Genomic DNA, 22,262 nt, shown 5'->3' with positions numbered 1-22,262 from the left:
CAGTGCGGATTGGGCAACAGCCGGGTGACAATCCCGCTCCCGCGCCGATGAATATCGCGGACGCGCACGGCTCTTCGACGGCGCTCGCCGATCGGATGCAAGGGGAGGGACTCGTCGCGCGAGTGCTGCGCCGCCCGCTCGCCTACATCGCGCTGACCAAGCCGCGCGTGATCGAGCTGCTGCTCGTCGCCACCATTCCGACGATGCTGCTGGCCGACCGCGGCAACGTCGACATCCGGCTGATCCTGGTCACCCTGTTCGGCGGCTGGATGGGCGCCGCCAGCGCCAACACCCTGAACTGCGTCGCCGACGCCGACATCGACAAGGTGATGAAGCGGACCGCCAAGCGCCCGCTCGCCCGGGACGCGGTGCCGACCCGCAACGCCTTCGTCTTCGGCGTGACGCTCGGCGTCGCCTCCTTCGCCTGGCTGTGGTGGCAGGCGAACCTGCTCAGCGGCGCCCTGGTCGTCGCGACCATCCTGTTCTACGTTTTCGTCTACACCCTGGGCCTCAAGCGCCGCACCTCGCAGAACGTGGTGTGGGGCGGCGCGGCCGGGTGCATGCCCGCCCTGGTCGGCTGGTCCGCGGTGACCGGCGGCATCGGCTGGCCCGCGATCGCGCTGTTCGGCGTCATCTTCTTCTGGACGCCGCCGCACACCTGGGCGCTGGCGATGCGCTACAAGGAGGACTACCGCGCCGCGGGGGTTCCGATGCTGCCGGTCGTGGCGACCGAGCAGACGGTGACCAAGCAGATCGTCGTCTACACCTGGCTCACCGTGCTCACCACCCTGGCCCTGGTCCCCGCGACCGGTGTCATCTACGCCGCCGTGGCCCTGGTCGCCGGCGCCTGGTTCCTGCTCATGGCACACCAGCTCTACGCCGGCGTGCGCCGCGGCGAATCGGTGAAGCCGCTGCGCCTGTTCCTGCAGTCCAACAACTATCTGGCCGTGGTCTTCTGCGGACTGGCCGTGGATTCGGTGCTGGGCTGGGACACGATCGGCAGCTTCTTCAGCTGAGATAGCCGTCGGGGCGGATCCCGACGACGTCGCCCTCGGTGGCGTGATAGGCCGCGAACGCGTGACCGTCGACATCGACGACATGGCGGCCCGCCGCCGTGGTGCCCGGCCGCACCACCGCATACGTCTCGACGCCGGATTCGACCGGCAGCGGGCCGGTTTCGCCGAAGTGCAGCCGGGTCGCGTGCGGCCCGCGGAACAGGTCGAACAGGCGCAGCCGACGACCGGAGGCGTCCTCGAGCGGCGCGTCCGGGGCGCGGTCGCCCGCGACGATCGGGCCGGTGCCGGTGCGGTAGCTGATGTCGAGTTGCTGCGTTTCCGGGCCACGCTCCCTCGCGTCCGCGTCGCCGTCGACCAGTTTGCCGAGCAGTTCGGTGCTGACCCCGAGTACCCGGGCCGCGACCGCGCGGCGCTCGGATTCGTAGCTGTCCAGGCGTGATTCGTCGCCCGCGAGCGCCGCGGCGAGTTTCCAGCCGAGGTTGTAGGCGTCCTGGATGCCGGTGTTCATGCCCTGGCCGCCGGTCGGCGGGTGCACGTGGGCGGCGTCGCCGGCGAGGAACACCCGGCCCGCGCGGAAGCGCCGCGCCAGGCGGATGTTCGGGCGCCACACGGTCGCCCAGGTCAGGTCCGTGAGGGTGATGTCGGTGCGGGCGGAGTAGCGGTCGATGAAGTCCTGCAAGGTTTTCAGGGTCGGTTCGACGTCGGCGGGCAGCGGTGCGGCCAGCTGGAAATGGCGGCCGCCGGGCAACGGGGACAGCGCGATGCCTTCCATGGGGTTCGCGGCGGCGGCGAACCAGTAGCCGTAGTCGTGGTCGAGCGCGTCGGCGCGCACGTCGCCGAGCAGCATCCGGATCGACTCGTCGGTGCTGCCCTCGAACGGGATGCCGAGTGCCTTGCGGACCGTGCTGCGGCCGCCGTCGGCACCGACCAGATAGGCGGCGCGGACGGTGTCGCCGGTCGCCAGGGTGGCGGTGACGCCGGCGTCGTCCTGCTCGAAAGCGGTGAGGGCGGTGCCGAGTTCGACGTGCACGCCGAAGTCGGCGAGCCGTTCGCGCAGGATCTGTTCGGTGCGGGACTGCCCGAGCATCCACAGGTTCGGATAGGGAACGGCGGGGGTCGGCTCGACCGGCTCGGCCATGCGGTGTTCGCCGGCGAACTCGCCGCCGACGTAGGCGCGCAGCACCGGCGCCGGGATGCCCGCCGCCAGGACGGCGTCCAGGACGCCGAGATCGTCGAAAACCTCCAGCGTGCGCGGCTGGATGCCGTCGCCGCGGGAGCCCGCGAAGAACTCGGTTGCCCGGTCGATGACGCGCACCGGCAGGCCGCGCCGGGCGAGATCGAGGGCCAGGGTCAATCCGGTGGGTCCGGCTCCCGCGACGAGTACCAGGTCCGACACGATTCCTCCTACAATGAATCTGAATTCAGTGAATATAGATTCAGTATGTTGGTTGGTAAGTTTCCGTGTCAAGGAGGTGGTTCGAGTGGTCCTGAGCCGACAGGAGAAGGCGGCCGAAACCCAGCAGGCGCTCAAGGCCGCCGCGATGCGGGTCTTCGCCGAACGCGGCTACCTGAACACCAAGATCACCGACATCACCGCCGCCGCCGGGCGCGCGGCCGGGTCCTTCTACAACCATTTCGCGAGCAAAGAGGAACTCCTGCAGGCGCTGCTGCAGGACCTGGCGGCGGCGGGCGACGCGCACGCCGACGCCGACGACCACAATCCGGATTTCAGCGATCCCGAAGCGGTCCGCTATCACGTCGCCGGGTACTGGACCTTCGCGCGCGCCCACGCCCCGGTGCTGCGGGCGGTGAATCAGGCCGCGATCGTCAGCGCGGATTTCGCGCGCATGGTGGGGGAGTTCTCGGTGCGGCAGCGCGCCGACATCGCCGACCACGTGACCGGCTTCGCCGACAAGGGATTACGGCTGCCCAGCACGCCGGACGCCTCCCTGGCGATGATGTTCCTGCTGGTGCAGGCGCTCCTGCAGGCGGTCGAGGACGGCACTGTGGAACTGACCGACGAGCAGGCCGTCGACGGGCTGACCCGCTTCGTCTACCGGGGCATCACCGGCCGCGATTACTGATCGGAGCCGCGGCCGCGCAACCCGCGCCATTCGGTATCCGCCGCGCGGCCGAATGCGCTGCGATCGTGGCTACGATCGCTGGATGGACCCGGTGGCGGAAGTTCGTGCGGTGGCTCGGAACTGGGCCGAGGCGATGGTGTCCAACGACCCCGCGCGGATCGCGCGGTTCATGGCGCCGGAGTGGGTGATCGTCTCCGACTCCGGAGTGCGCACGCGCGCCGAGTTCCTCGAACTCGTCGGCGCGGGCGGGTTGACGCACTCCGCGATGCGCGAGGTGAGCGAGCCGCGGATCCAGCTGTACGGCGACATCGCGGTCTACACGGCGCGCGTGACGAATACGGCGCACTACCGCGGGGATCGGTTCGACGCCGACGAGTGGACGACCGATGTCTACCTGCGCGGGGAGAGTGGCTGGCGCTGCGTGCACAGCCACATCACCGCCGCCGAGGGGTAGACCCGCTGACCTGTGGGTGCGGGCAGATCGGGCCGCGCCGAGGTCAGGGCAGCAGCACGATCGAACCGGTGGTCTTGCGGCCCTCCAGATCCCGGTGCGCTCGCTCGGCTTCGGCCAGCGGATAGGTGGCCCCGACGCGAATATTCAGCGTGCCGTCGGCGATCGCGGTGAAGATGTCGCCCGCGCGCCACCGGAGTTCCTCGCGGTCGCGGGTGAAATCGCCCAGCTTGGGGCGGGTGACGACGAGCGAGCCCAGCCCGTTGAGGCGCTGCAGGTCGAACGGCGGGACCGGACCGCTGGCCGCGCCGAACAGAGCCAGGGTGCCGCGCACGCGCAACGAGGACAGGCTGGCTTCGAAGGTGTCCTTGCCGACGCCGTCGTAGACCGCCGCGACGCCGACGCCGTCGGTGAGCTTGCGGACCTGCTCGGCCAGGTCGTCGGCGTAGCGCAGCACCTCGGCCGCGCCCGCCTCGCGCGAGAGTTCCTCCTTCGCGTCGGAGGAGACCGTGGTGATCACGCGGATGCCGCGCGCGGCGGCCAGCTGGGTCAGGATCAGGCCGACACCGCCCGCGCCGGCGTGTACCAGCACCGTCTCGCCGGGCTCCGGCTTGTACACCGACTCGACCAGGTAGTGCGCCGTCATGCCCTGCAACAGTGCGGACGCGGCGACCGGGGCCGCGACGCCGTCCGGCACCGGAACGGCGATCGCCGCGTTCACGGCCACTTTCTCGGCGTAGGAGCCGGGCGCGGCGCACCAGGCGACGCGATCGCCGACCTGGAAATCGGTGACGTCCGCGCCGATCGCGGCGACCACGCCGGTGCCCTCCGAGCCCGGGACGTAGGGCACGGCCGCCGGGTACATGCCGGTGCGGAAGTAGGTGTCGATGAAGTTGATCCCGATCGCCTGGGTGTCGACCAGCAGCTGGTCGGGCGCGATCGCCGGGTCGGGCGCGTCCACGGGCCGCAGGACGTCGGGACCACCGTGCTCGGAAACCTGAATGGCGCGCATGGATTCAGTTCTAGCACTGACACGGAGTGACCTGTACCCCGCCGGTATGGACTGCGGCCTACCGGTCGGTAAAGTGTCGGTCATGAGCGTTGCAGCCGACACCCCCGTGAAGTTGCCGGGCGCCGTCGTGGCCTCCGTCAAGGGATTCGTCGCCGAGCACGGCGGCTCCGCCACCGCCGTCCTGCAGCCCCTCGGCCGGTTGGGTGTGCGCGTCACCCTGGTCGGCCAGGACGGCATCCTCGGCGACCGCGTCGTCGGCTCCATGGCGGAGGCCAAGGCACTCGTCGCCGCCGTCGACAACCTGGCCGAGGCCGACGAGTGGGACCGCGAACTCGGCGCCATCGTCACCCCCCGCCCCGGCCACTTCGCCCAGATGGCCGGCTGGGTCGCCCGCCAAACCCGCTTCCCGAAGGCCCGCAACGAGCGCTGAGCCCGACGACTCCGAGCCGGTTATCGCCCCAGGGTAGCCGGCTCGTGTTATTCGCTGGCGTCGCCGCCCGCCCTGTACCACGATCGTCCCGGTGGGGATGTTCTTCTGTGCTCGATGCGAGCTGAGGCTGAGTGTGGCGCTGCGGGAAGTACCGTATCCGGACGAGCCCTGCACCGCCGGGCACGTCGGGGTCCTGCCCCATCGGATGCCGCCCGGCACCTACGCGATCCGCCCGCTCGGGCTACGCGGCGTGCAGATGCTGGAGGACCGCTACTACGTCCTGTCGCCGGGGGACGTCCGCGGCACGGACCTCGTCCTCGCGCGCTGCCACACCGGTTGCTGGGGGCTGGACGGCCGTGACGGCCCGAATCTCGCGTGTGCATCCTGCGCCGCCGACGTCGGCGTCCGGCTCGACGACTGTCAACGATGGCAGGAAACGCTGCTGATCGGCTCGGCCGTGCACCTAGTAGCAGCCCCGGCGGGACCGGGGGTCGACATCGAGCCCTATCCGGAGATCCCCGGTGCCGCACTGCACGGAACGCGATGGTCCCAAGCCGACGCGGCGGACTTCTACCGGGACGAAGTCGCGGGGTGAATCTCCGTTGCGGCGAAAAGTGCTGAGTGGATAGCTTTTCCGGGTGAGTGAGACACAGGACGTCGATATCGAGGCGCAGTATTACGAGCCGACCTGGCAGGCGCTGGATCGGGTGTGGGCGGGGTGGGGGCGGCTGGACGCCGAGTATCGGTCTCCGCGCTATCGGTCGCGGTTCATTCCCGCCGAGATCTGGGACAACATGGGGATCCAGGAGGTGGAGCCGGCCAGTCCGGAGCATCCGAGTTTCCGGGTGGTGCGGCGGCAATACGGTGTGCTGGCGACGAGTTACGGGTTGTCGTTTCCGATCGCCTGGTCCGACGCCGAGCCGACCAACGGCGTCGAGGTCGAGGTGTACGCGGCCGCTGCCGGGACCGACTTCGCCGAGATGAGCACCGGCGAGGTGTTGTCGTCCTGGCTGGGGCAACTGGTGCGTGCGGTGACCGAGAACTGGTCGAGCGGGGGCTTCCGATTCACCCGTGCTTTGCAGCACTACGGCGTGCTCACAATTACCCTGCCCGGCGTGCGACTGCCGGAGGGTGCTTCGGACTACCTCGACGACGACGGCAATCCCACCGTGCTGCTCGGTGTCCGGGATCCGGCGCTGCCCGAATCCGTCGAGGGACCGCTGTCACCGATCCGGCTCGTCGGAATCAAGCTCCTCACCCGCGCCGAAACCGAGTACTGCGTCTCGGGCACGTCCGGGATCGACAGCGCCCGGGTCGATCTGGCCCGCTTGCTGGAAGGTCAGGGCGACACGATCTGGTCCAGCCCGACCCGTCCCTCGGTGGTCTGACCTAGGCGGGCTGGCCGACCGGCGCCTCGACCGGAAGCGGTTCGCGGGTGCGCAGGGCGGCCCACAGTGCGGCGGTGGCGGCGACGCAGGCGCCCGCACCGGCGACGTGCGTGGCGACCAGGAAGCCGGGGACGTCGGTGAAGTATTGGACGATGCCGACCAGGGCCTGGGCACAGACCAGGCCCAGCAGCACGAACAGCCGGGTCCGGACGGGCTTGGCGACGCCGACCGCGAAGAGGCCGAACCCGAGCCCGACGAGCAGGGCGAGATAGCTGACCAGGAACTGCGAGTGCAGGTGCACGAGGGTGACGATCTCGACCTCGAGCCGGGCCACCGGCCGTTCCAGGCTCTTGTCGCCCGCGTGCGGTCCGGCGGCGGTGACCAGGGTGCCCGCGACGAGCACGCCCGCGAGCGCGACGCCGCTCAGCGCGGTCAGCCAGCGCAGCGGTTCGGGCGCCCGCACGGTGTCCACACCGTCGTCGGGTTCGCTGATCTTGGCGTAGAGCACCATCGCCAGCCACACCATCGCCATGGACGCGAGCAGGTGCACCGCGACCGTCCACCAGAGCAGCCCGGTGCGCACGGTGATGCCGCCGATGATCGCCTGCACGACGGTGCCGCCGGGCATCAGCCAGGCGTAGACCAGCACGGTGCGACGGCGGCGCGCCCGCGTCACGGCCAGCACGATCAGCGCCGCGAACAGCGTCACCACGAAGACGAGCAGCCGGTTGCCGAACTCGACGGCCTGATGGAAGAACGGCACCTCGGCGACGGTCACCGGCGTGAAGCTGCCGGGGAAGCACTGCGGCCAGGTCGGGCAGCCCAGCCCGGAGGCGGTCACCCGGACCACTGCTCCGGTGACGGCGATGCCGGCCTGGGTGAGCACGACCAGGGCGGCGATCAGCTTCTGCGCCCGCAGCGACGGGAGCGGCAGGCGGTCGACGACTCGCAAGAATGCGCGATACAGCACCGCACGATGGTAGCGACCGCCCGAAACCCGCTCGCACCCGGTCTACTACATGACGTCGTGGAGTCGGCCGTCAGTGGAAGCGGAAGTACCGCGTGGCGAGCAGACCGCAGATCAGACCCCACGCGGCGAGCACGATCAGCCCGAACCAATCGACGCCGCTGCGCAGCGCCTGCTCCAGGGCGACGGCCAGCGCACCCGAGGGAATCAAGCGCGCGATGACGTTCACCGCGGTCGGCAGGTCGTCGGAGGCGAACACCACGCTCGCGACGCCGAGCATGACGAACCACAGGATATTGGCCAGCGCCAGCACGATCTCGGCCTTCAGCGTGCCGCCGAGCAGCAGGCCCATGGCCGCGAACACGGCGGTGCCGAGCGCGATCACCAGCGCGCCCAGCAGCAGGCCGCCCAGTCCGGGCCGCCAGCCCAGCGCGAATCCGATGGCGCCCAGCAGGATCGCCTGCAACACCACCACGATCAGCACGGCGGCGCTCTTGCCCGCGATGATGCCCCAGCGCGGCAGCGCCGTCGCCCCGAGGCGCTTGAGCGCGCCGTAGCGCCGATCGAAGCCGACCGCGATGGCCTGCCCGGTGAACGCGGTGGACATCACCGCCACCATCATCACCGCCGGCACCAGCTTGTCGATGCGGTCCTGGCCGAGGTTGCCGAAGGGCAGCAGCGTCAGGCCGACCAGCAGGGTGATCGGGATGAACATGGTCAGCAACAGCTGTTCGCCGTTGCGCAGCAACAGGACCAGTTCCATCCGGGTCTGCGCGGCGAGCATGGCGGCGCGGGTGGTCGGACGGGGATCCGGGGTGAAGGTGCCCGGCACGAACCGATTGGATCGTGCGAAGGGGTCAGAAGCCGCTTGTGTCATCCGCGTAGGTCCCGTCCGGTGAGTTCCAGGAAGACGTCTTCGAGCCGGCGCTGATCGATGCGAATGTCGGTGGCGAGCACGTTCATTCGCGCACACCAGGCGGTCACCGTCGCCAGCACCTGCGGGTCGATCTCGCCCTCGACGAGGTACGAGCCGGGATGCGTTTCGCGCGGCGCGAAGCCTTCCGGCAGCGCGGTTTCCAGCAGCCCGAGATCGAGTTTCGGCGGCGCGGTGAAGCGCAGCTGACCGGCGGCGCCGTGCGCGGTCACCTCGGCGGGCGTGCCGGAGGCGACGATCTGCCCGTGGTCGATGATGACGAGCTGGTCGGCGAGCTGCTCGGCCTCGTCCATCAGGTGCGTGGTGAGCAGCACGCTGACGCCGTCGCGGCGCAGCGCGTCGATCAGCTCCCAGACGATCAGCCGGGCCTGCGCGTCCAGTCCGGCGGTGGGCTCGTCCAGGAACACGATCTCGGGGCGGCCGACCAGCGCGCAGGCCAGCGCCAGGCGCTGCTGCTGGCCGCCGGAGAGCCGGCGATAGGGGGTGCGCCGATTGTCTTGCAGCCCAAGGGTTTGCAGCAGCCACTCCGGATCGAGCGGATGGGCCGAGTAGGAGGCGACCAGGTCGAGCATCTCGCCGGCGCGCGCGCCCGGGTACGCGCCGCCGCCCTGCAGCATCACGCCGATGCGCGGGCGCAGCCGATCGGAATCGGCGACCGGGTCCAGCCCGAGCACGCGGACGCTGCCCGCGTCCGGGGTGACGAATCCTTCGCACATCTCGACGGTGGTCGTCTTGCCCGCGCCGTTGGGCCCGAGCAGCGCAAGTACCTGCGCCCGTTCGACTTCGAAGGACAAACCGTCGACCGCGAGGGTCTCGTCATAGCGTTTGACGACGCCGTCAACGCGTACGGCCGGGCCGGAGGAGGTCACGAGGTCACACGGTAAGCCGTGCCCCCGTGTGACCGAGCCGACACCCCCGGCTGCTGCACCCGCCAGGGCAGCACATTGCGCGTCAGAACGATGAACAGCACGCACACGATCGCGGTGGCGATCGCCGAGCCGACGATCTGGAACACCTCGAAATCACCGCCGCGCGGCATCTGCAACACGCTGACCAGCGCGGAGAGCGCCACGGCCGGGACCCGGAAGATCGGCCGGGTGGCCCAGGCCGCGAGCGGCACGATCGCCCACAGCAGATACCAGGGCTGCACCACCGGGAACAGCAGCACGATCGCGCCGAGCGAGACGCCGAGCGCCCCGACCGGGTGCAGCCGCCCGGTGCCGGCGGCGACGAGCATGCGAATGGTGACGTAGGCGGCCACCGCCATCGCGATCGGCCGGGTGATGCTGAGCAGCGCGGTGGTGTGGTCGCCGAGCCCGAGCAGCACGCCGCCGAAGCCGGTGATGATGCCGATCGCGGTGGGCAGCGACATCCAGCTGCGCACCGCGCTGGCGACGTTGAGGGTGTGGATCCAGCCGAAGCCGAGATCGCTGAGCGAGCCGATCAGCGCCGTCACCCCGAGCGCGATGCCGCCGAGCATGGCCGCGGATGTGACCAGGGTGCGTAGCCCGCCGTTCCAGCGGCGGGCCAGCGCGACCCAGACGAAGCCCATGGTGATCATCGAGGTCACCTTTATCGACGCCGACAAGGTGATCACCACCGCGCCGGAGATCAGCAGCGCGTAGGCGCGGCCGTCGAATTCGGGGGAGTCGTCGATGGCGCGCAGGCACAGCTCCATGCCGGCCAGCATCAGGCCGAGCATGAGCGCGTCGTTGTGCACGCCGCCGACCAGGTGGAACAGCACCAGCGGGTTGGCCGCGCCGAGCCACAGCGCGCTCACCGGCGCGACGCCGCAGCGCACCGACAGCCGGGGCAGCGCCCACACGATCAGCGCGACGCCGCCCAGGGCGAGCAGCCGGTGCATCCAGACGCCGACCAGGATGTTGTCGCCGGTGATCTCGGCGATGATCCGCCCGGCCCACAGGAACAGCGGCCCGTACGGCGCGGGGGTCTCGCGCCAGATGTTGGGGACGTTGCGGGTCAGCACATTGTCGTTGCCCAGCGCCTGGGAGGGACCGACCGAGTAAGGATCCAGCCCCCGCGCGCTGATCTCGCTCTGCGCCAGATAGGAATAGACGTCGTTGCTGAACATCGGCGGCGCGATGGCCAGCGGCAGCACCCACAGCAGCAGGGTGCGGTCCATCTGCGAGCGGGTCAGCCGGTGCAGCGGATTGCCGCCGACGCCGCCGACGGCGAAGCGCCCCAGCAGCAGCCAGGCCAGTACCACCAGCGTGGTGCCGACCATGCAGACGGCCAGCGAGGCGGTGTGGGTGCGGCCGAAGATGGCGAAGATCCGCATGCCCGAGACCGGGTTCTGCAGCACCGGCTGCGCGCCGACGCCGAGCGCGCTGATCACCATCAGCACCGATCCGGTCGCGCCCAGCAGCCGAATCCGGTTGAACTGCGACATCTCCCGGGCGTCGAGTTCGGGCACCGCCGTCTCGTCCCGGTGCAGCACCGCGACCGTGTGATCGGGGGCGGGCACGTCGAGCCCGAGGGCCCGGCGCCCGACCGCCAATGTCCGGCGCCGCGCGCCCTCCAGTACCGCCACGACCGGAAGCCTAGTGCGCGGGCCGCTTCCGGCCGACCCGCAACCCGCGCTCCGCCGGCCGGCCCCCGCTGTGGTCCAAGTCGCACGATCGATCGCGCCGGTGGCGGGGCGGGTGATCCGGCGAACTCCCGGATATCGCCGAGCGGCGCCTGATCGCGTCCGGGAGGCGCGCGATCGTCGGACGATACCCCCGCCGAGGTGGACTGATAGGCGTAGATCACCGCTGTGTGATGGGTCACTATTGACCCGGATCGGGGCCGCCGCGAACCGCTGGCATCTCGGGTTATGCGCGTCCCCGGCCGCACGTCATGATCAAAAGCCAAGCTCGGAGGGTGTTTATCAGGGCACCCTTATTAGATTTAGGGAACGAATTCCGCCACACTGGTGTTGTGAAAACCGTGGGTTTGCGGAATGACGACGAAAGGGCCGGTCGCAAGGCTGGTACCGCGTCCAGTGCTGCGCCCGCCACCGAGGGCCACACCCGGGCCGCCATCGTCCAGCTGCTGCTGGAAGACGGTCCGATCACCGCGACGGCCATCGGCACCAGGCTGGGGCTCACCCCGGCCGGTGTGCGCCGGCATCTGGACGCCCTGATCGATTCCGGTCAGGCGCGGGCCAGCCGGTCCGCGCCGTGGCAGCAGAAAGGGCGCGGCCGTCCAGCCAAGCAGTATCAGCTCACCGCCGCCGGGCGCGGCCGCCTCGGCCACGCCTACGACGACCTCGCCGGCGCCGCCATCCGGCAGCTCGGCGAGATCGGCGGCGAACAGGCCATCACCGAGTTCGCCCGGAAACGGGCACGGACTATCGTGGCCGGGATCGACGCGGTGGAGTCGCACACCCCGCACGACACCGAGGCCAAGGCCGAGGAGATCGCGGAAGCCTTCACCGACGCCGGCTTCGCCGCGACCACCCGCAAGGTGGGCGCGGGCGTGCAGATCTGCCAGCACCACTGCCCGGTCGCGCACGTCGCCGAGGAGTTCCCGCAGCTGTGCGAGGCCGAACTCGAGGCGTTCCGGGACCTGCTCGGCACCCACGTCCAGCGGCTTGCGACGATCGCCAACGGTGATTGCGCCTGCACCACGCACGTGCCGCTACTACCGATACCGAAAAAGTCTGCTCCACAAACCGCCGCACAGCCCGCGCCGGTACGAACGAACGACTCCGGAAGGAGTGCCGAATGACGACGACCACCGACCAGGTGCAACCGCTGACTCAGGAAGAAACTATTGCTTCCCTGGGCAAATACGGTTACGGCTGGGCCGATTCGGATGTGGCCGGTGCCAGCGCGCAACGAGGCCTCTCCGAGGCTGTCGTCCGCGACATCTCGGCCAAGAAGAACGAGACCGAGTGGATGCTGGAACAGCGGCTCAAGGCCCTGCGCATCTTCGATCGCAAGCCCATGCCGAACTGGGGCTCCAACCTCGACGGCATCGACTTCGACAACATCAAGTACTTCGTGCGTTCGTCCGAGAAGCAGGCCGAGAGCTGGGAAGACCTGCCCGAGGACATCAAGAACACCTACGACAAGCTGGGCATCCCGGAGGCGGAGAAGCAGCGCCTGGTCGCCGGTGTCGCCGCGCAGTACGAGTCCGAGGTCGTCTACCACTCCATCCGTGAGGATCTGGAGAAGCAGGGCGTCATCTTCTTGGACACCGACACCGGCCTGCGTGAGCACCCGGAGATCTTCGAGAAGTACTTCGGCTCGGTCATCCCCGCCGGCGACAACAAGTTCTCCGCGCTGAACACCGCGGTGTGGTCGGGCGGCTCGTTCATCTACGTGCCGCCGGGCGTGCACGTCGACATCCCGCTGCAGGCCTACTTCCGGATCAACACCGAGAACATGGGCCAGTTCGAGCGCACGCTGATCATCGTCGACGAGGATGCCTACGTGCATTACGTCGAGGGCTGCACCGCGCCGATCTACAAGTCGGATTCGCTGCACTCCGCGGTCGTGGAGATCATCGTGAAGAAGGGCGGCCGCTGCCGCTACACCACGATCCAGAACTGGTCGAACAACGTCTTCAACCTGGTCACCAAGCGGGCCAAGGCCGAGGCGGGCGCGACCATGGAGTGGGTCGACGGCAACATCGGCTCCAAGGTCACCATGAAGTACCCGGCGGTCTGGATGACCGGCGAGTACGCCAAGGGCGAGGTGCTCTCGGTGGCGTTCGCGGGCGAGGGCCAGCACCAGGACACCGGCGCGAAGATGCTGCACCTGGCGCCGCACACCTCCTCGAACATCGTGTCGAAGTCGGTGGCGCGCGGTGGCGGTCGGGCGTCCTACCGCGGCCTGATCCAGGTCAACAAGGGCGCGTACGGCTCGAAGTCGACCGTGAAGTGTGACGCGCTGCTGGTCGACACGATCAGCCGCTCCGACACCTACCCCTATGTCGACATCCGCGAGGACGACGTCACCATGGGCCACGAGGCGACCGTCTCGAAGGTGTCCGAGGATCAGCTGTTCTACCTGATGAGCCGCGGCCTCACCGAGGACGAGGCGATGGCGATGGTGGTGCGCGGCTTCGTCGAGCCGATCGCCAAGGAACTGCCGATGGAATACGCGTTGGAACTGAACCGGCTCATCGAGCTGCAGATGGAAGGAGCCGTCGGCTGATGGCGACAGGAGTCGTTGGAGCGGTCGAGGGCGAAAACCCGGCCAAGTCCGTGCCGAATCCGGGCGCCGGAGCGGCGATCAACAAGGGCGAGGTGTTCACCTCGTTCGACGTGAACGCGTTCGAGGTGCCCTCGGGCCGCGACGAGGAGTGGCGCTTCACCCCGCTGCGCCGGTTGCGCGGCCTGCAGGACGGCACCGCCGTGCGAGACGGCCGGGCCACCGTCGAGGCCAACTCGGTCGCGGGTGTCACCGTGGAAACGGTCGGCCGCGACGACGCGCGCCTCGGCACGGCCGGTGTGCCGGCCGATCGCGTTGCCGCGCAGGCGTATTCGGGCTTCGAGTCGGCGACCATCGTGTCGGTCGGCGCGGAGACCGAGGTCGCCGAGCCGGTCGTGCTGACCATCACCGGCCCGGGCGAGGGCAAGACGGCCTTCGGCCACACCCAGATCCGGCTGGGCAATTTCGCCGTCGCCACCGTCGTCATCGACGAGCGCGGCAGCGGTACCTACGCCGAGAACGTGGAGTTCGTGCTCGGGGACAGCGCCAAGCTGACCGTGGTCGCGGTGCAGGACTGGGCCGACGACGCCGTGCACAGCACCGCGCATCACGCCAAGGTCGGCCGCGACGCCACGCTGCGCCACATCAACGTCACCCTCGGCGGCGATCTGGTGCGCCTGACCGCGGGCGTCCGCTACGACGGCCCCGGCGGTGACGCCGAACTGCTCGGCCTCTACTTCGCCGACGCCGGCCAGCACTTCGAGCAGCGCCTGCTCATCGACCACGCGGTCCCGAACTGCAAGTCGAACGTGCTGTACAAGGGTGCGCTGCAGGGTGATCCGGCTTCGCCCAAGGGCGATGCCCGCACCGTGTGGGTCGGCGACGTGCTGATCCGCGCGGCCGCCGAGGGCACCGACACCTTCGAGGTGAACCGCAACCTGATCCTCACCGACGGCGCCCGCGCCGACTCGGTGCCGAATCTGGAGATCGAGACCGGCGAGATCGCCGGCGCGGGCCACGCCAGCGCCACCGGCCGGTTCGACGACGAGCAGCTGTTCTACCTGCGTGCGCGTGGCATCCCCGAGGACGCCGCCCGTCGTCTGGTGGTGCGTGGCTTCTTCCACGAGATCATCCAGAAGATCGCGGTCCCCGAGATCCGGGAGCGGCTGGAGTCGGCCATCGAGGCCGAACTCGCCGCGATCGGCGCCTGACACCCGAACCATTACCCCACAAAGGAATTCACATCCGATGACCACCCTGGAAATCAAGGACCTGCACGTCGAGGTGGCCACGCCCGAGGGCGAGGCCAAGGAGATCCTCAAGGGCGTGAACCTCACCATCAATTCCGGTGAGACGCACGCGATCATGGGCCCCAACGGCTCGGGCAAGTCGACGCTGTCCTACGCGATCGCCGGCCACCCGAAGTACACCGTGACCTCCGGTTCGATCACCCTCGACGGTGAGGACGTGCTGGAGATGTCGGTCGACGAGCGCGCCCGCGCCGGCCTGTTCCTGGCCATGCAGTACCCGGTCGAGGTGCCCGGCGTCTCGATGTCGAACTTCCTGCGCACCGCCGCCACCGCGGTCCGCGGCGAGGCCCCCAAGCTGCGCACCTGGGTCAAGGAGGTGAAGGAGTCGATGAGCGAGCTCGAGATCGACGCCGCCTTCGCCGACCGCAGCGTCAACGAGGGCTTCTCCGGCGGTGAGAAGAAGCGTCACGAGATCCTGCAGCTGGGCCTGCTCAAGCCGAAGATCGCGATCCTGGACGAGACCGACTCCGGCCTGGACGTGGACGCGCTGCGCATCGTCTCCGAGGGCGTCAACCGCTACCAGGAGCGCGAGAACGGCGGCGTGCTGCTGATCACGCACTACACCCGCATCCTGCGCTACATCCAGCCGGAATTCGTGCACGTGTTCGTCGGCGGCCGCATCGTCGCCGAGGGCGGCGCGGAGCTCGCCGAGGAACTCGACGCCAACGGCTACACCAAGTTCATTCCCGCGACCGCTGGAGCCTGATATGACCGCCATGGTCCATCACACTCTCGACGTGGCCCGTGTCCGGGCCGACTTCCCGATCCTGGCCCGCACGGTCCGGGACGGGAAACCGTTGGTGTATCTGGACTCCGGCGCGACCTCCCAGCGGCCGCTGGCCGTGCTCGACGCGGAACGCCGGTTCCTGGTCGAGAAGAATTCGGCGGTGCATCGCGGTGCGCACCAGCTGGCCGAGGAAGCCACCGACGCCTACGAGGACGCGCGCGCGGCGATCGCCCGATTCGTGGGTGCGGACGCCGGGGAGATCGTGTTCACCAAGAACGCGACCGAGTCGCTGAACCTGGTGACCTACACCTTCGCCGATCCGCGCTTCCCGTTCCACGTCGGCCCGGGTGACGAGATCGTCGTCACCGAGCTGGAGCACCACGCGAATCTGGTGCCGTGGCAGGAGCTGGCGCGGCGCACGGGCGCGACGCTGAAGTGGTACGGCGTGACCGACGACGGCCGGATCGATCTCGATTCGCTCGAGCTCTCGCCCGCCACCAAGGTGGTCGCGTTCACGCACCAGTCCAACGTGACCGGTGCGGTCTCCGATGTCGCCGAAATCGTCCGGCGGGCACAGGCGGTCGGCGCGCTGACCGTGCTCGACGCGTGCCAGTCGGTGCCGCACATGGCGGTGGATTTCCACGCGCTCGACGTCGACTACGCCGCGTTCTCCGGGCACAAGATGTTCGGCCCGTCCGGCGTCGGCGTGCTCTACGGCCGCCGTGCGCTGCTCGAGCAGATGCCGCCGTTCATCACCGGCGGGTCGATGATCGAGACGGTCACCATGGCGGCCAGCACCTACGCGCCGCCGCCGCAGCGGTTCGAGGCCGGTGTGCCGATGACCTCGCAGGTGGTCGGGTTGGGCGCCGCCGTGCGATACATCGAAGAGCTCGGCATCGACAACATCGCCGCGCACGAGCACGCGCTGGTCGAGCGGGCGCTCGAGGGGCTCGGCGCGATCGAGGGCGTGCGGATCGTCGGGCCGACCGACAACGTCGATCGCGGTTCCGCGGTCTCGTTCGTGGTCGACGGGATCCATGCCCACGATGTCGGCCAGATCCTGGACGACGAGGGCGTGGCCGTGCGCGTCGGGCACCACTGCGCGTGGCCGCTCATGCAGCGCCTGGGCATTCCCGCCACCGCGCGCGCGTCGTTCGCCGCCTACAACACGCTGGACGAGGTGGACGCGCTGGTGGCAGCGGTGCGGAAGGCTCAGAAGTTCTTCGGGGTTGCATAAGACATGCGCATGGAGCAGATGTACCAGGAAGTGATCCTGGACCACTACAAACACCCGCATCACCGCGGGCTGCGGGAGCCGTTCGGCGCCGAGGTGCACCACGTCAACCCGACCTGCGGTGACGAGGTGACCCTGCGCGTGCACGTCGACGAGAACGGCGCGGTCGGCGACGTCTCCTACGACGGCCAGGGCTGTTCGATCAGCCAGGCCGCCACCTCGATCCTGACCGATCAGGTCATCGGGTTGTCGGTGCCGGAGGCGCTGAAGGTGGTCGACTCCTACAACGAGATGATCTCCAGCCGCGGCACCGTCGAGGGCGACGAGGACGTGATCGGCGACGGCATCGCGCTGGCGGGCGTCTCGAAGTATCCGGCGCGAGTGAAGTGCGCATTGCTCGGCTGGATGGCGTTCAAGGACGCCGTCGTGCGGATAACCTCCGAACAACAGGCCACGAATGGGGAAGTGTCATGACCGAAACGCCGTCGGAGACCACCGAACAGGTCGAGCTGTCCGCCGAGGAGATCAAGCACCTCGAGGACATCGAGGAGGCGATGCGTGACGTCGTCGACCCCGAACTCGGCATCAATGTCGTCGACCTGGGGCTGGTCTACGGCATCAAGGTCGAGAACGAGATCGCCAAGCTGGACATGACTTTGACCTCGGCGGCCTGTCCGCTGACCGACGTCATCGAGGATCAGGCCCGCAACGCCCTGGTGCGCAGCGGCCTGGCCGAGGATCTGGAGATCACCTGGGTCTGGATCCCGCCGTGGGGCCCGGACAAGATCACCGAGGACGGCCGCGAGCAGCTGCGCGCCCTCGGTTTCACGGTCTAGTCACCTTCCAGCACTGGACAATTCGATACGGTACGCGCGAAGATCCTCCCCGTATGATCTCTGAACGGGGAGGATTCCTCTTGTCTGTGCTCGGTAAGTCGGCCCTGGTGGTCGCGGTGACGTCCGCGTCGGCGGCCACCGTCTTCGCCGCCGCTCCCGCCGAAGCGGCCGGAAAGTACTACGGCACCTTCGGCATTTCCTGGAGCACCGGCAAAACCATTGCCGCGGTAGACCATCCGTCGAAGGTATCCGCCGATGCCGCGGCGATCCGCGAGTGCGGGGTCTACGACTGCGAACTCGTGCTGCGCGTCGTCGACGGCTGCGGCGCCATCGCCCGCGGCGCCGACGGCAAATGGGGCTGGGCGGCCGGCGGCTCGCTGGCCGACGCGGAGCAGGCCGCCGTCGTCTCCCTCGGCGAATCCGCGCCGCCGTTCCCGGATCTGGGCAGCTCGCAGCCGCGGGCCGCCGCCGTTGTCACCTCGGCCTGCACCAAGAACATCCGCTGATCCACCGGTGCCGCCCGGCGCCCGGAAATGCTTTGGACAATCGGGATCTTCTACGCAATGATCTTGCCTGTCATCACCATTGAACCGGGGAGGATTCATTGTCCATGTCTGGAAAGGTTGCCGCGGGCGCTGTCGCGTCCATCGCGACCGCGATCATGTTGTCCGGGATGAGCCCGGCCAACGCGGCCGCGCAGAGCGGTGTGGAGATCATGGAGGTCGAGGGGTATCACGCCACCTCCGTCGACGGCGGCTACAACGCCGCTCGGGGCGATCTCTATGGCGCGCTGGCGATTTCGCGCAGCACCGCCCGTGTCTCGTCGGCCGTCAACTACGGCAGCTGGGGTGCGGCGGAAGCGGGCGCGCGGGCCGAGTGCGCCCGGCGCGACTGTGACGTCGTGGTCTCGTTCCGCAATGCCTGTGGTTCGGTCTCGCAGGGCGCGGATTACCGCTTCGGCTGGGCCTGGGCGGCCGGTCGCGGCGAGGCCGAGCGGTTGTCCAACGAGGTGCTCGGCATGAGCGCCCCGCCGTTCCCGGATCCGGGCAGCGCCTCGCCGCGTCCGGCCCGGGTCATCCTGTCGGCCTGCACCGCCAACGCCGGCTGATACGAAAGACCGGAAAGCCCGGCCCGATTCGTCCACCCACGAATCGGGCCGGGCTTTTTCAGCGCCGCAGCACCTTGCGGGCCAGCCAGTTGCCGAGGAACTGGATGCCCTGCACGCCCGCGATGATGATCAGCGTGGCGACCAGCGTGACCTGCCAGTCGAAGCGCTGATAGCCGTAGACCAGCGCGAAATCGCCGAGCCCGCCGCCGCCGACGGTGCCGGCCATGGCGGACATGTCGACGATGGCGATCACCACGAAGGTGTAGCCGAGCACCAGCGGCCCGAGCGCCTCGGGGATCAGCAGCGTGCAGATGATGCGCAGCGGGCCCGCGCCGACCGCCCGCGCGGCCTCGATCACGCCGGGATCCACCGTCACCAGGTTCTGTTCGACGATGCGCGCGATGCCGAAGGACGCCGCCACGATCATCACGAACGCGGCCGCCTCGGTGCCGATGGTGGTGCCGACCACCTCCAGGGTGATCGGCCCGAGCGCGGCCAGCAGGATGATGAACGGGATCGGCCGCACGACGTTCACCAGGACGTTGAGCAGCACGTGAATCGGCGCGTTGGCCAGCAGGCCGCCCTTGCGGGTGGTGTAGAGCGCGGTGCCGAGCAGCAGTCCGATCACGCCGCCCACCACGAAGGTGAGCAGCACCAGATAGAGGGTGGTGCCGATGGATTCGATCAGTACCGGCTGGAGTTTGTCCCAATCCGTCTGCACGACTACTCCTTTCCGGCGGTTTCGAGCTCGGCGGCCACCTTGGCGACGGCGTCCTCGGGTCCGTGCAGTGCCAGGGTGAGGCTGCCGAAGGTCTTGTCCTGTAGGGTCCGCACGCCGCCGTAGACCACCTCGAACCGGACGTCGGCGTGTGCGGCCAGGGCCGCGCCGATGCCGCGCTCGTCGTCGATCGCGACGGTGACCAGCCGGCCGCCGTGCCGGGCGCCGAGTGCTCTCCGTTCGGCCTCGTTCGGCTCGTCGTGCAGGACGGTCGCCACGAAGGAGCGCGTTGGCGCCGCCTGCGGCGTCGCGAAAACCTCGAAGGTGGAGGCCAATTCGACGATTCTGCCCTCGGCCAGCACCGCGACCCGATCGGCCACCGCGCGGATGACGTCCATCTCGTGGGTGATCACCACGATGGTGACGCCGAGCTCGGTGTTGATCTTGCGCAGCAGCCGCAGCACTTCGCCGGTGGTCTCCGGATCCAGCGCCGAGGTGGATTCGTCGGCGAGCAGCAGCGACGGCGAGGTCGCCAGCGCCCGGGCGATGCCGACGCGCTGCTTCTGCCCGCCGGAGAGCTGATCCGGATAGCTGCGGGCCTTGTCGGAGAGCCCGACGAACTCCAGCAACTCGGCCACCCGGGCCTTGCGTTCGGCGCGCTTCCAGCCCGCCACCTTCAGCGGATACTCGATATTGCCCGCGGCCGTGCGGGACCGGAACAGGTTGAACTGCTGGAACACCATGCCGATGTCGCGGCGCAGCCGCCGCACCTGCTTCTCCGGCACACCCGTGATGGGGGTGCCGGAGATCTCGATGGTGCCGCTGGTCGGCTTCTCCAGCGCGTTGATCAGGCGCACCAGCGTGGACTTGCCCGCGCCGGAGTACCCGATGACGCCGAAGATCTCGCCCTGCTCGATCCGCAGATCGATGTCGTCCAGCGCGACCTGCCGTTGCTCACCCGTGCCGAAAACCTTGGTGACCGAGCGGAATTCGACGGCCGGCGGCCGGCTCACTTGCCGTCGCGGGTGGTCTGCTGCACCCGGGTCAGGATCTGCTCGAGATCACCGGCCGGACGATTCACCGCGACCGCGGTGCCCTTGGTGACCTCGGCGTGCGCCTGCGCCACGGCCGGGTCCCGCCAGATCTCGACCAGCTGCTGGTAGACCGGGTTGTTCTTGTCCTCGGCGCGGGTGACGATCACGTTGATGTACGGCTCGGCGGCGGGGTTGTTCGGATCATCCTTGTACAGCGCCGATTTCGGATCGATGCCGGAGCGATCGAGGAAGGTGTTGTTGATGACCGAGCCGTCCACCGAGGCCAGCGACAGCGCCGTCTGCGCCGCGTCCACGGGGGTCACCTTGACCTTGGACGCGCCCTTGTCGACATCGGCGGGGGAGGGCTGGCGGGAGTCGGAGGACAGCTTCAGCAGTCCGGCGGCCTGGAGCACGAACAGCGCCCGGGCCTGGTTGGTCGGGTCGTTCGGGATGGCGATCTCGCCGCCGGCCGGGATGTCGGCCAGGGTCTTGTGCTTCTTGGAGTACAGGCCCAGCGGCACGATGTAGGTGGAGCCGATCGGGGCGAGGGTGTCGTTGTTCGCGACGTTGTAGGCCCCGAGGAACTGCAGATGCTGGAAGAGGTTCACATCGATCTGCTTCTGCGCCAGCGCCAGATTCGGCTGCTTGTAGTCGGAGAAGTTGGTGATCTTCAGGGTGATGCCCTTGTCCTTGGCCTTCTGCTCGAAGACGTCCCAGGCCTTGTCCTTGTCGGTGGTGCCGATGCGGACTACGTTGGCCGAGGCGTCGTCGTCTTTTCCGCAGGCGGTCAGAGTGAGGGCCGCGGTGGCTACGAGGACCGGGATCGCCAGCGCCCGAGTGAACTTCACAACTGCTCCTGAAATGCTTGTGGCGGGTATGAACCCGGTAATCCAAGCGGGGCGGGCAGCGGTCTCACAACCGTTCGAATTGTGCTGAGCAAAACTCTGGCGAATTACTGGACGGACGTCTAGGTTGCCTGCAATGCGAAAACTGCGGCGAGTGCTGCTGATCCCTCTGCTGTTCGCCCTGCTGGCGGCGGTCTCCTGTGGTCGGGAGCACAATGCGGACGTGGTCCGGATCGGTGTGAACGATATCCAACTGCCGCACTGGGAGGTCTTCAAGCAGAAGGCGGCCGAGCAGGGCATCGCGGTCGAGTTCGTCAACTTCACCGACTACAACCAGCCGAACCCGGCGCTGGCGCAGCGGCGGATCGATCTCAACAAGTTCCAGCACGTGCGCTACCTGGCGAACTACAACGTCCGCAACAATGACACGCTGGTGCCGGTCGGGGCGACGGAGATCTTCCCGCTGACGCTCTACTCGCGTAAGCACAAGGCGGTCGGTGATATCCCGCAGGGCGGTCAGATCACCCTCAGCAACAATCCGGCCAACCAGGTGCGGCCGCTGCTAAGCCTGTCCGCCGCCGGACTGATCGTGCTGAAGGGCGGGGCGAGCTGGGACTCCAAGATCGAGGACGTCGACACCGCCGCCTCGAAAGTCACCCTGAAGGCCATCGACCCGACGCTGACCGCGCAGTCGCTGGAGAGCGTGGACGCCGCCTTCGTGGACGACACCTTCGCCCGCCCGGCCGGGCTCACCCAGCAGGAGACGATCTACACCGATGATCCCGAGCGTCCGGATCTGAAGCAGTACATCAACATCTTCGCCGCCCGCGCCGCCGACAAGGACAACCCGCGCCTGCTCGCGCTCGCGCAGCTCTACCACCATCCCGAGGTGGCGGCCGCAGTGCGCGCCGAGACCGGCTACCAGGGCACCTTCAAGAACAACGACCCGGCCGATCTGCAGGCCACGCTGCGCGAACTCGAAGCGAAGTTCCGCAGGTGACCGAGG

Annotated in this window: 25 protein-coding genes; 16 read left to right on the top strand and 9 right to left on the bottom strand. The window is 68.8% G+C overall.

The window, feature by feature from the left end; genetic code table 11:
* Window positions 1-95: 95 nt before the first annotated feature.
* Window positions 96-1,016: a heme o synthase gene (locus tag AB0I43_RS19630; RefSeq protein WP_356978248.1), complete on the top strand. Its 921-nt coding sequence runs from the start codon at window positions 96-98 to the stop codon at window positions 1,014-1,016.
* Here AB0I43_RS19630 and AB0I43_RS19625 read toward each other — a convergent pair.
* The gene (locus tag AB0I43_RS19625; protein WP_356978086.1) at window positions 1,009-2,412 is read right to left on the bottom strand and encodes an FAD-dependent monooxygenase; all 1,404 of its coding nucleotides are present in this window, start codon (window positions 2,410-2,412) and stop codon (window positions 1,009-1,011) included. The genes AB0I43_RS19630 and AB0I43_RS19625 overlap by 8 nt on opposite strands.
* Window positions 2,413-2,497: 85 nt before the next feature.
* Between AB0I43_RS19625 and AB0I43_RS19620 the strand changes: the two genes are divergently transcribed.
* Window positions 2,498-3,100: a TetR/AcrR family transcriptional regulator gene (locus AB0I43_RS19620; protein WP_356978084.1), complete on the top strand. Its 603-nt coding sequence runs from the start codon at window positions 2,498-2,500 to the stop codon at window positions 3,098-3,100.
* An 82-nt stretch (window positions 3,101-3,182) separates the two neighbouring features.
* Window positions 3,183-3,554, top strand: a complete 372-nt coding sequence (locus tag AB0I43_RS19615) for a nuclear transport factor 2 family protein (protein ID WP_356978082.1) — start codon at window positions 3,183-3,185, stop codon at window positions 3,552-3,554.
* A gap of 43 nt (window positions 3,555-3,597) precedes the next feature.
* On the opposite strand, the gene AB0I43_RS19610 is transcribed toward AB0I43_RS19615, so the two are convergent.
* Window positions 3,598-4,563 (bottom strand): quinone oxidoreductase, encoded by a 966-nt coding sequence (locus AB0I43_RS19610; RefSeq protein WP_357432496.1) that lies wholly within the window; start codon window positions 4,561-4,563, stop codon window positions 3,598-3,600.
* A gap of 82 nt (window positions 4,564-4,645) precedes the next feature.
* Here AB0I43_RS19610 and AB0I43_RS19605 point away from each other — a divergent pair, with 82 nt between their 5' ends.
* The 3 genes from AB0I43_RS19605 to AB0I43_RS19595 all read left to right on the top strand — a co-directional run bounded on the left by AB0I43_RS19605 (window position 4,646) and on the right by AB0I43_RS19595 (window position 6,381).
* On the top strand, window positions 4,646-4,993 hold the full coding sequence (locus AB0I43_RS19605; protein WP_356978079.1) for a hypothetical protein: 348 nt from the start codon (window positions 4,646-4,648) through the stop codon (window positions 4,991-4,993).
* Window positions 4,994-5,126: 133 nt separating this feature from the next.
* The gene (locus tag AB0I43_RS19600; RefSeq protein ID WP_356978078.1) at window positions 5,127-5,588 is read left to right on the top strand and encodes a hypothetical protein; all 462 of its coding nucleotides are present in this window, start codon (window positions 5,127-5,129) and stop codon (window positions 5,586-5,588) included.
* A 43-nt stretch (window positions 5,589-5,631) separates the two neighbouring features.
* Window positions 5,632-6,381 (top strand): hypothetical protein, encoded by a 750-nt coding sequence (locus AB0I43_RS19595; protein ID WP_356978076.1) that lies wholly within the window; start codon window positions 5,632-5,634, stop codon window positions 6,379-6,381.
* 1 nt (window position 6,382) lies between these two features.
* Here the strand turns inward: AB0I43_RS19595 and AB0I43_RS19590 are convergent, their stop codons facing one another.
* The 4 genes from AB0I43_RS19590 to mptB form a co-directional block, all read right to left on the bottom strand.
* Entirely contained in the window at window positions 6,383-7,351 is a 969-nt protein-coding gene (locus tag AB0I43_RS19590) for a heme A synthase (protein ID WP_356978075.1), read from the bottom strand.
* Window positions 7,352-7,421: 70 nt separating this feature from the next.
* Complete coding sequence (locus AB0I43_RS19585; RefSeq protein ID WP_356978073.1) at window positions 7,422-8,225, bottom strand: ABC transporter permease; 804 nt, start codon at window positions 8,223-8,225, stop codon at window positions 7,422-7,424.
* A complete protein-coding gene (locus AB0I43_RS19580; protein ID WP_356978071.1) occupies window positions 8,222-9,151 on the bottom strand; it encodes an ABC transporter ATP-binding protein in 930 nt (309 codons plus the stop codon). Before AB0I43_RS19580 ends, AB0I43_RS19585 begins: the two co-directional genes overlap by 4 nt.
* On the bottom strand, window positions 9,148-10,833 hold the full coding sequence (gene mptB / locus AB0I43_RS19575; protein ID WP_356978069.1) for a polyprenol phosphomannose-dependent alpha 1,6 mannosyltransferase MptB: 1,686 nt from the start codon (window positions 10,831-10,833) through the stop codon (window positions 9,148-9,150). Before mptB ends, AB0I43_RS19580 begins: the two co-directional genes overlap by 4 nt.
* 398 nt (window positions 10,834-11,231) lie before the next feature.
* Between mptB and AB0I43_RS19570 the strand changes: the two genes are divergently transcribed.
* The 9 genes from AB0I43_RS19570 (at window position 11,232) to AB0I43_RS19530 (ending at window position 18,659) form a co-directional block, all read left to right on the top strand.
* Complete coding sequence (locus AB0I43_RS19570) at window positions 11,232-12,014, top strand: metalloregulator ArsR/SmtB family transcription factor (protein ID WP_356978067.1); 783 nt, start codon at window positions 11,232-11,234, stop codon at window positions 12,012-12,014.
* Window positions 12,011-13,447, top strand: a complete 1,437-nt coding sequence (gene sufB / locus AB0I43_RS19565) for a Fe-S cluster assembly protein SufB (protein WP_356978065.1) — start codon at window positions 12,011-12,013, stop codon at window positions 13,445-13,447. The genes AB0I43_RS19570 and sufB overlap by 4 nt, the downstream gene beginning before the upstream one ends.
* Complete coding sequence (gene sufD / locus AB0I43_RS19560) at window positions 13,447-14,655, top strand: Fe-S cluster assembly protein SufD (RefSeq protein WP_356978063.1); 1,209 nt, start codon at window positions 13,447-13,449, stop codon at window positions 14,653-14,655. Before sufB ends, sufD begins: the two co-directional genes overlap by 1 nt.
* A gap of 37 nt (window positions 14,656-14,692) precedes the next feature.
* Window positions 14,693-15,460 (top strand): Fe-S cluster assembly ATPase SufC, encoded by a 768-nt coding sequence (sufC, locus tag AB0I43_RS19555; protein ID WP_356978061.1) that lies wholly within the window; start codon window positions 14,693-14,695, stop codon window positions 15,458-15,460.
* A gap of 1 nt (window position 15,461) precedes the next feature.
* Entirely contained in the window at window positions 15,462-16,718 is a 1,257-nt protein-coding gene (locus AB0I43_RS19550; protein WP_356978059.1) for a cysteine desulfurase, read from the top strand.
* Window positions 16,719-16,721: 3 nt separating this feature from the next.
* A complete protein-coding gene (gene sufU / locus AB0I43_RS19545) occupies window positions 16,722-17,189 on the top strand; it encodes a Fe-S cluster assembly sulfur transfer protein SufU (protein ID WP_356978057.1) in 468 nt (155 codons plus the stop codon).
* Window positions 17,186-17,551 (top strand): metal-sulfur cluster assembly factor, encoded by a 366-nt coding sequence (locus AB0I43_RS19540; protein WP_356978055.1) that lies wholly within the window; start codon window positions 17,186-17,188, stop codon window positions 17,549-17,551. Before sufU ends, AB0I43_RS19540 begins: the two co-directional genes overlap by 4 nt.
* An 86-nt stretch (window positions 17,552-17,637) precedes the next feature.
* On the top strand, window positions 17,638-18,057 hold the full coding sequence (locus tag AB0I43_RS19535; protein ID WP_356978246.1) for a DUF4189 domain-containing protein: 420 nt from the start codon (window positions 17,638-17,640) through the stop codon (window positions 18,055-18,057).
* Between the two features lie 104 nt (window positions 18,058-18,161).
* A complete protein-coding gene (locus AB0I43_RS19530) occupies window positions 18,162-18,659 on the top strand; it encodes a DUF4189 domain-containing protein (RefSeq protein ID WP_356978053.1) in 498 nt (165 codons plus the stop codon).
* 58 nt (window positions 18,660-18,717) lie between these two features.
* Here the strand turns inward: AB0I43_RS19530 and AB0I43_RS19525 are convergent, their stop codons facing one another.
* From AB0I43_RS19525 to AB0I43_RS19515, 3 genes are read right to left on the bottom strand one after another with little or no spacing between them, the layout of a single operon-like run.
* Window positions 18,718-19,380 carry a methionine ABC transporter permease gene (locus tag AB0I43_RS19525; protein ID WP_356978052.1) on the bottom strand — a complete coding sequence of 221 codons (663 nt, stop codon included), beginning with the start codon at window positions 19,378-19,380 and terminating at the stop codon, window positions 18,718-18,720.
* A gap of 2 nt (window positions 19,381-19,382) precedes the next feature.
* Complete coding sequence (locus tag AB0I43_RS19520; RefSeq protein WP_356978050.1) at window positions 19,383-20,390, bottom strand: methionine ABC transporter ATP-binding protein; 1,008 nt, start codon at window positions 20,388-20,390, stop codon at window positions 19,383-19,385.
* Entirely contained in the window at window positions 20,387-21,202 is an 816-nt protein-coding gene (locus AB0I43_RS19515) for a MetQ/NlpA family ABC transporter substrate-binding protein (protein WP_356978244.1), read from the bottom strand. Before AB0I43_RS19515 ends, AB0I43_RS19520 begins: the two co-directional genes overlap by 4 nt.
* A gap of 190 nt (window positions 21,203-21,392) precedes the next feature.
* On the opposite strand from AB0I43_RS19515, the gene AB0I43_RS19510 reads away from it, so the two are divergent.
* On the top strand, window positions 21,393-22,256 hold the full coding sequence (locus tag AB0I43_RS19510) for a MetQ/NlpA family ABC transporter substrate-binding protein (protein WP_357432495.1): 864 nt from the start codon (window positions 21,393-21,395) through the stop codon (window positions 22,254-22,256).
* Window positions 22,257-22,262: the final 6 nt, after the last annotated feature.

It is taken from the genome of Nocardia sp. NPDC050435, assembly GCF_040655395.1.
GTDB lineage: Bacteria > Actinomycetota > Actinomycetes > Mycobacteriales > Mycobacteriaceae > Nocardia.
This window is presented reverse-complemented; position numbering and strand designations above follow the sequence as displayed.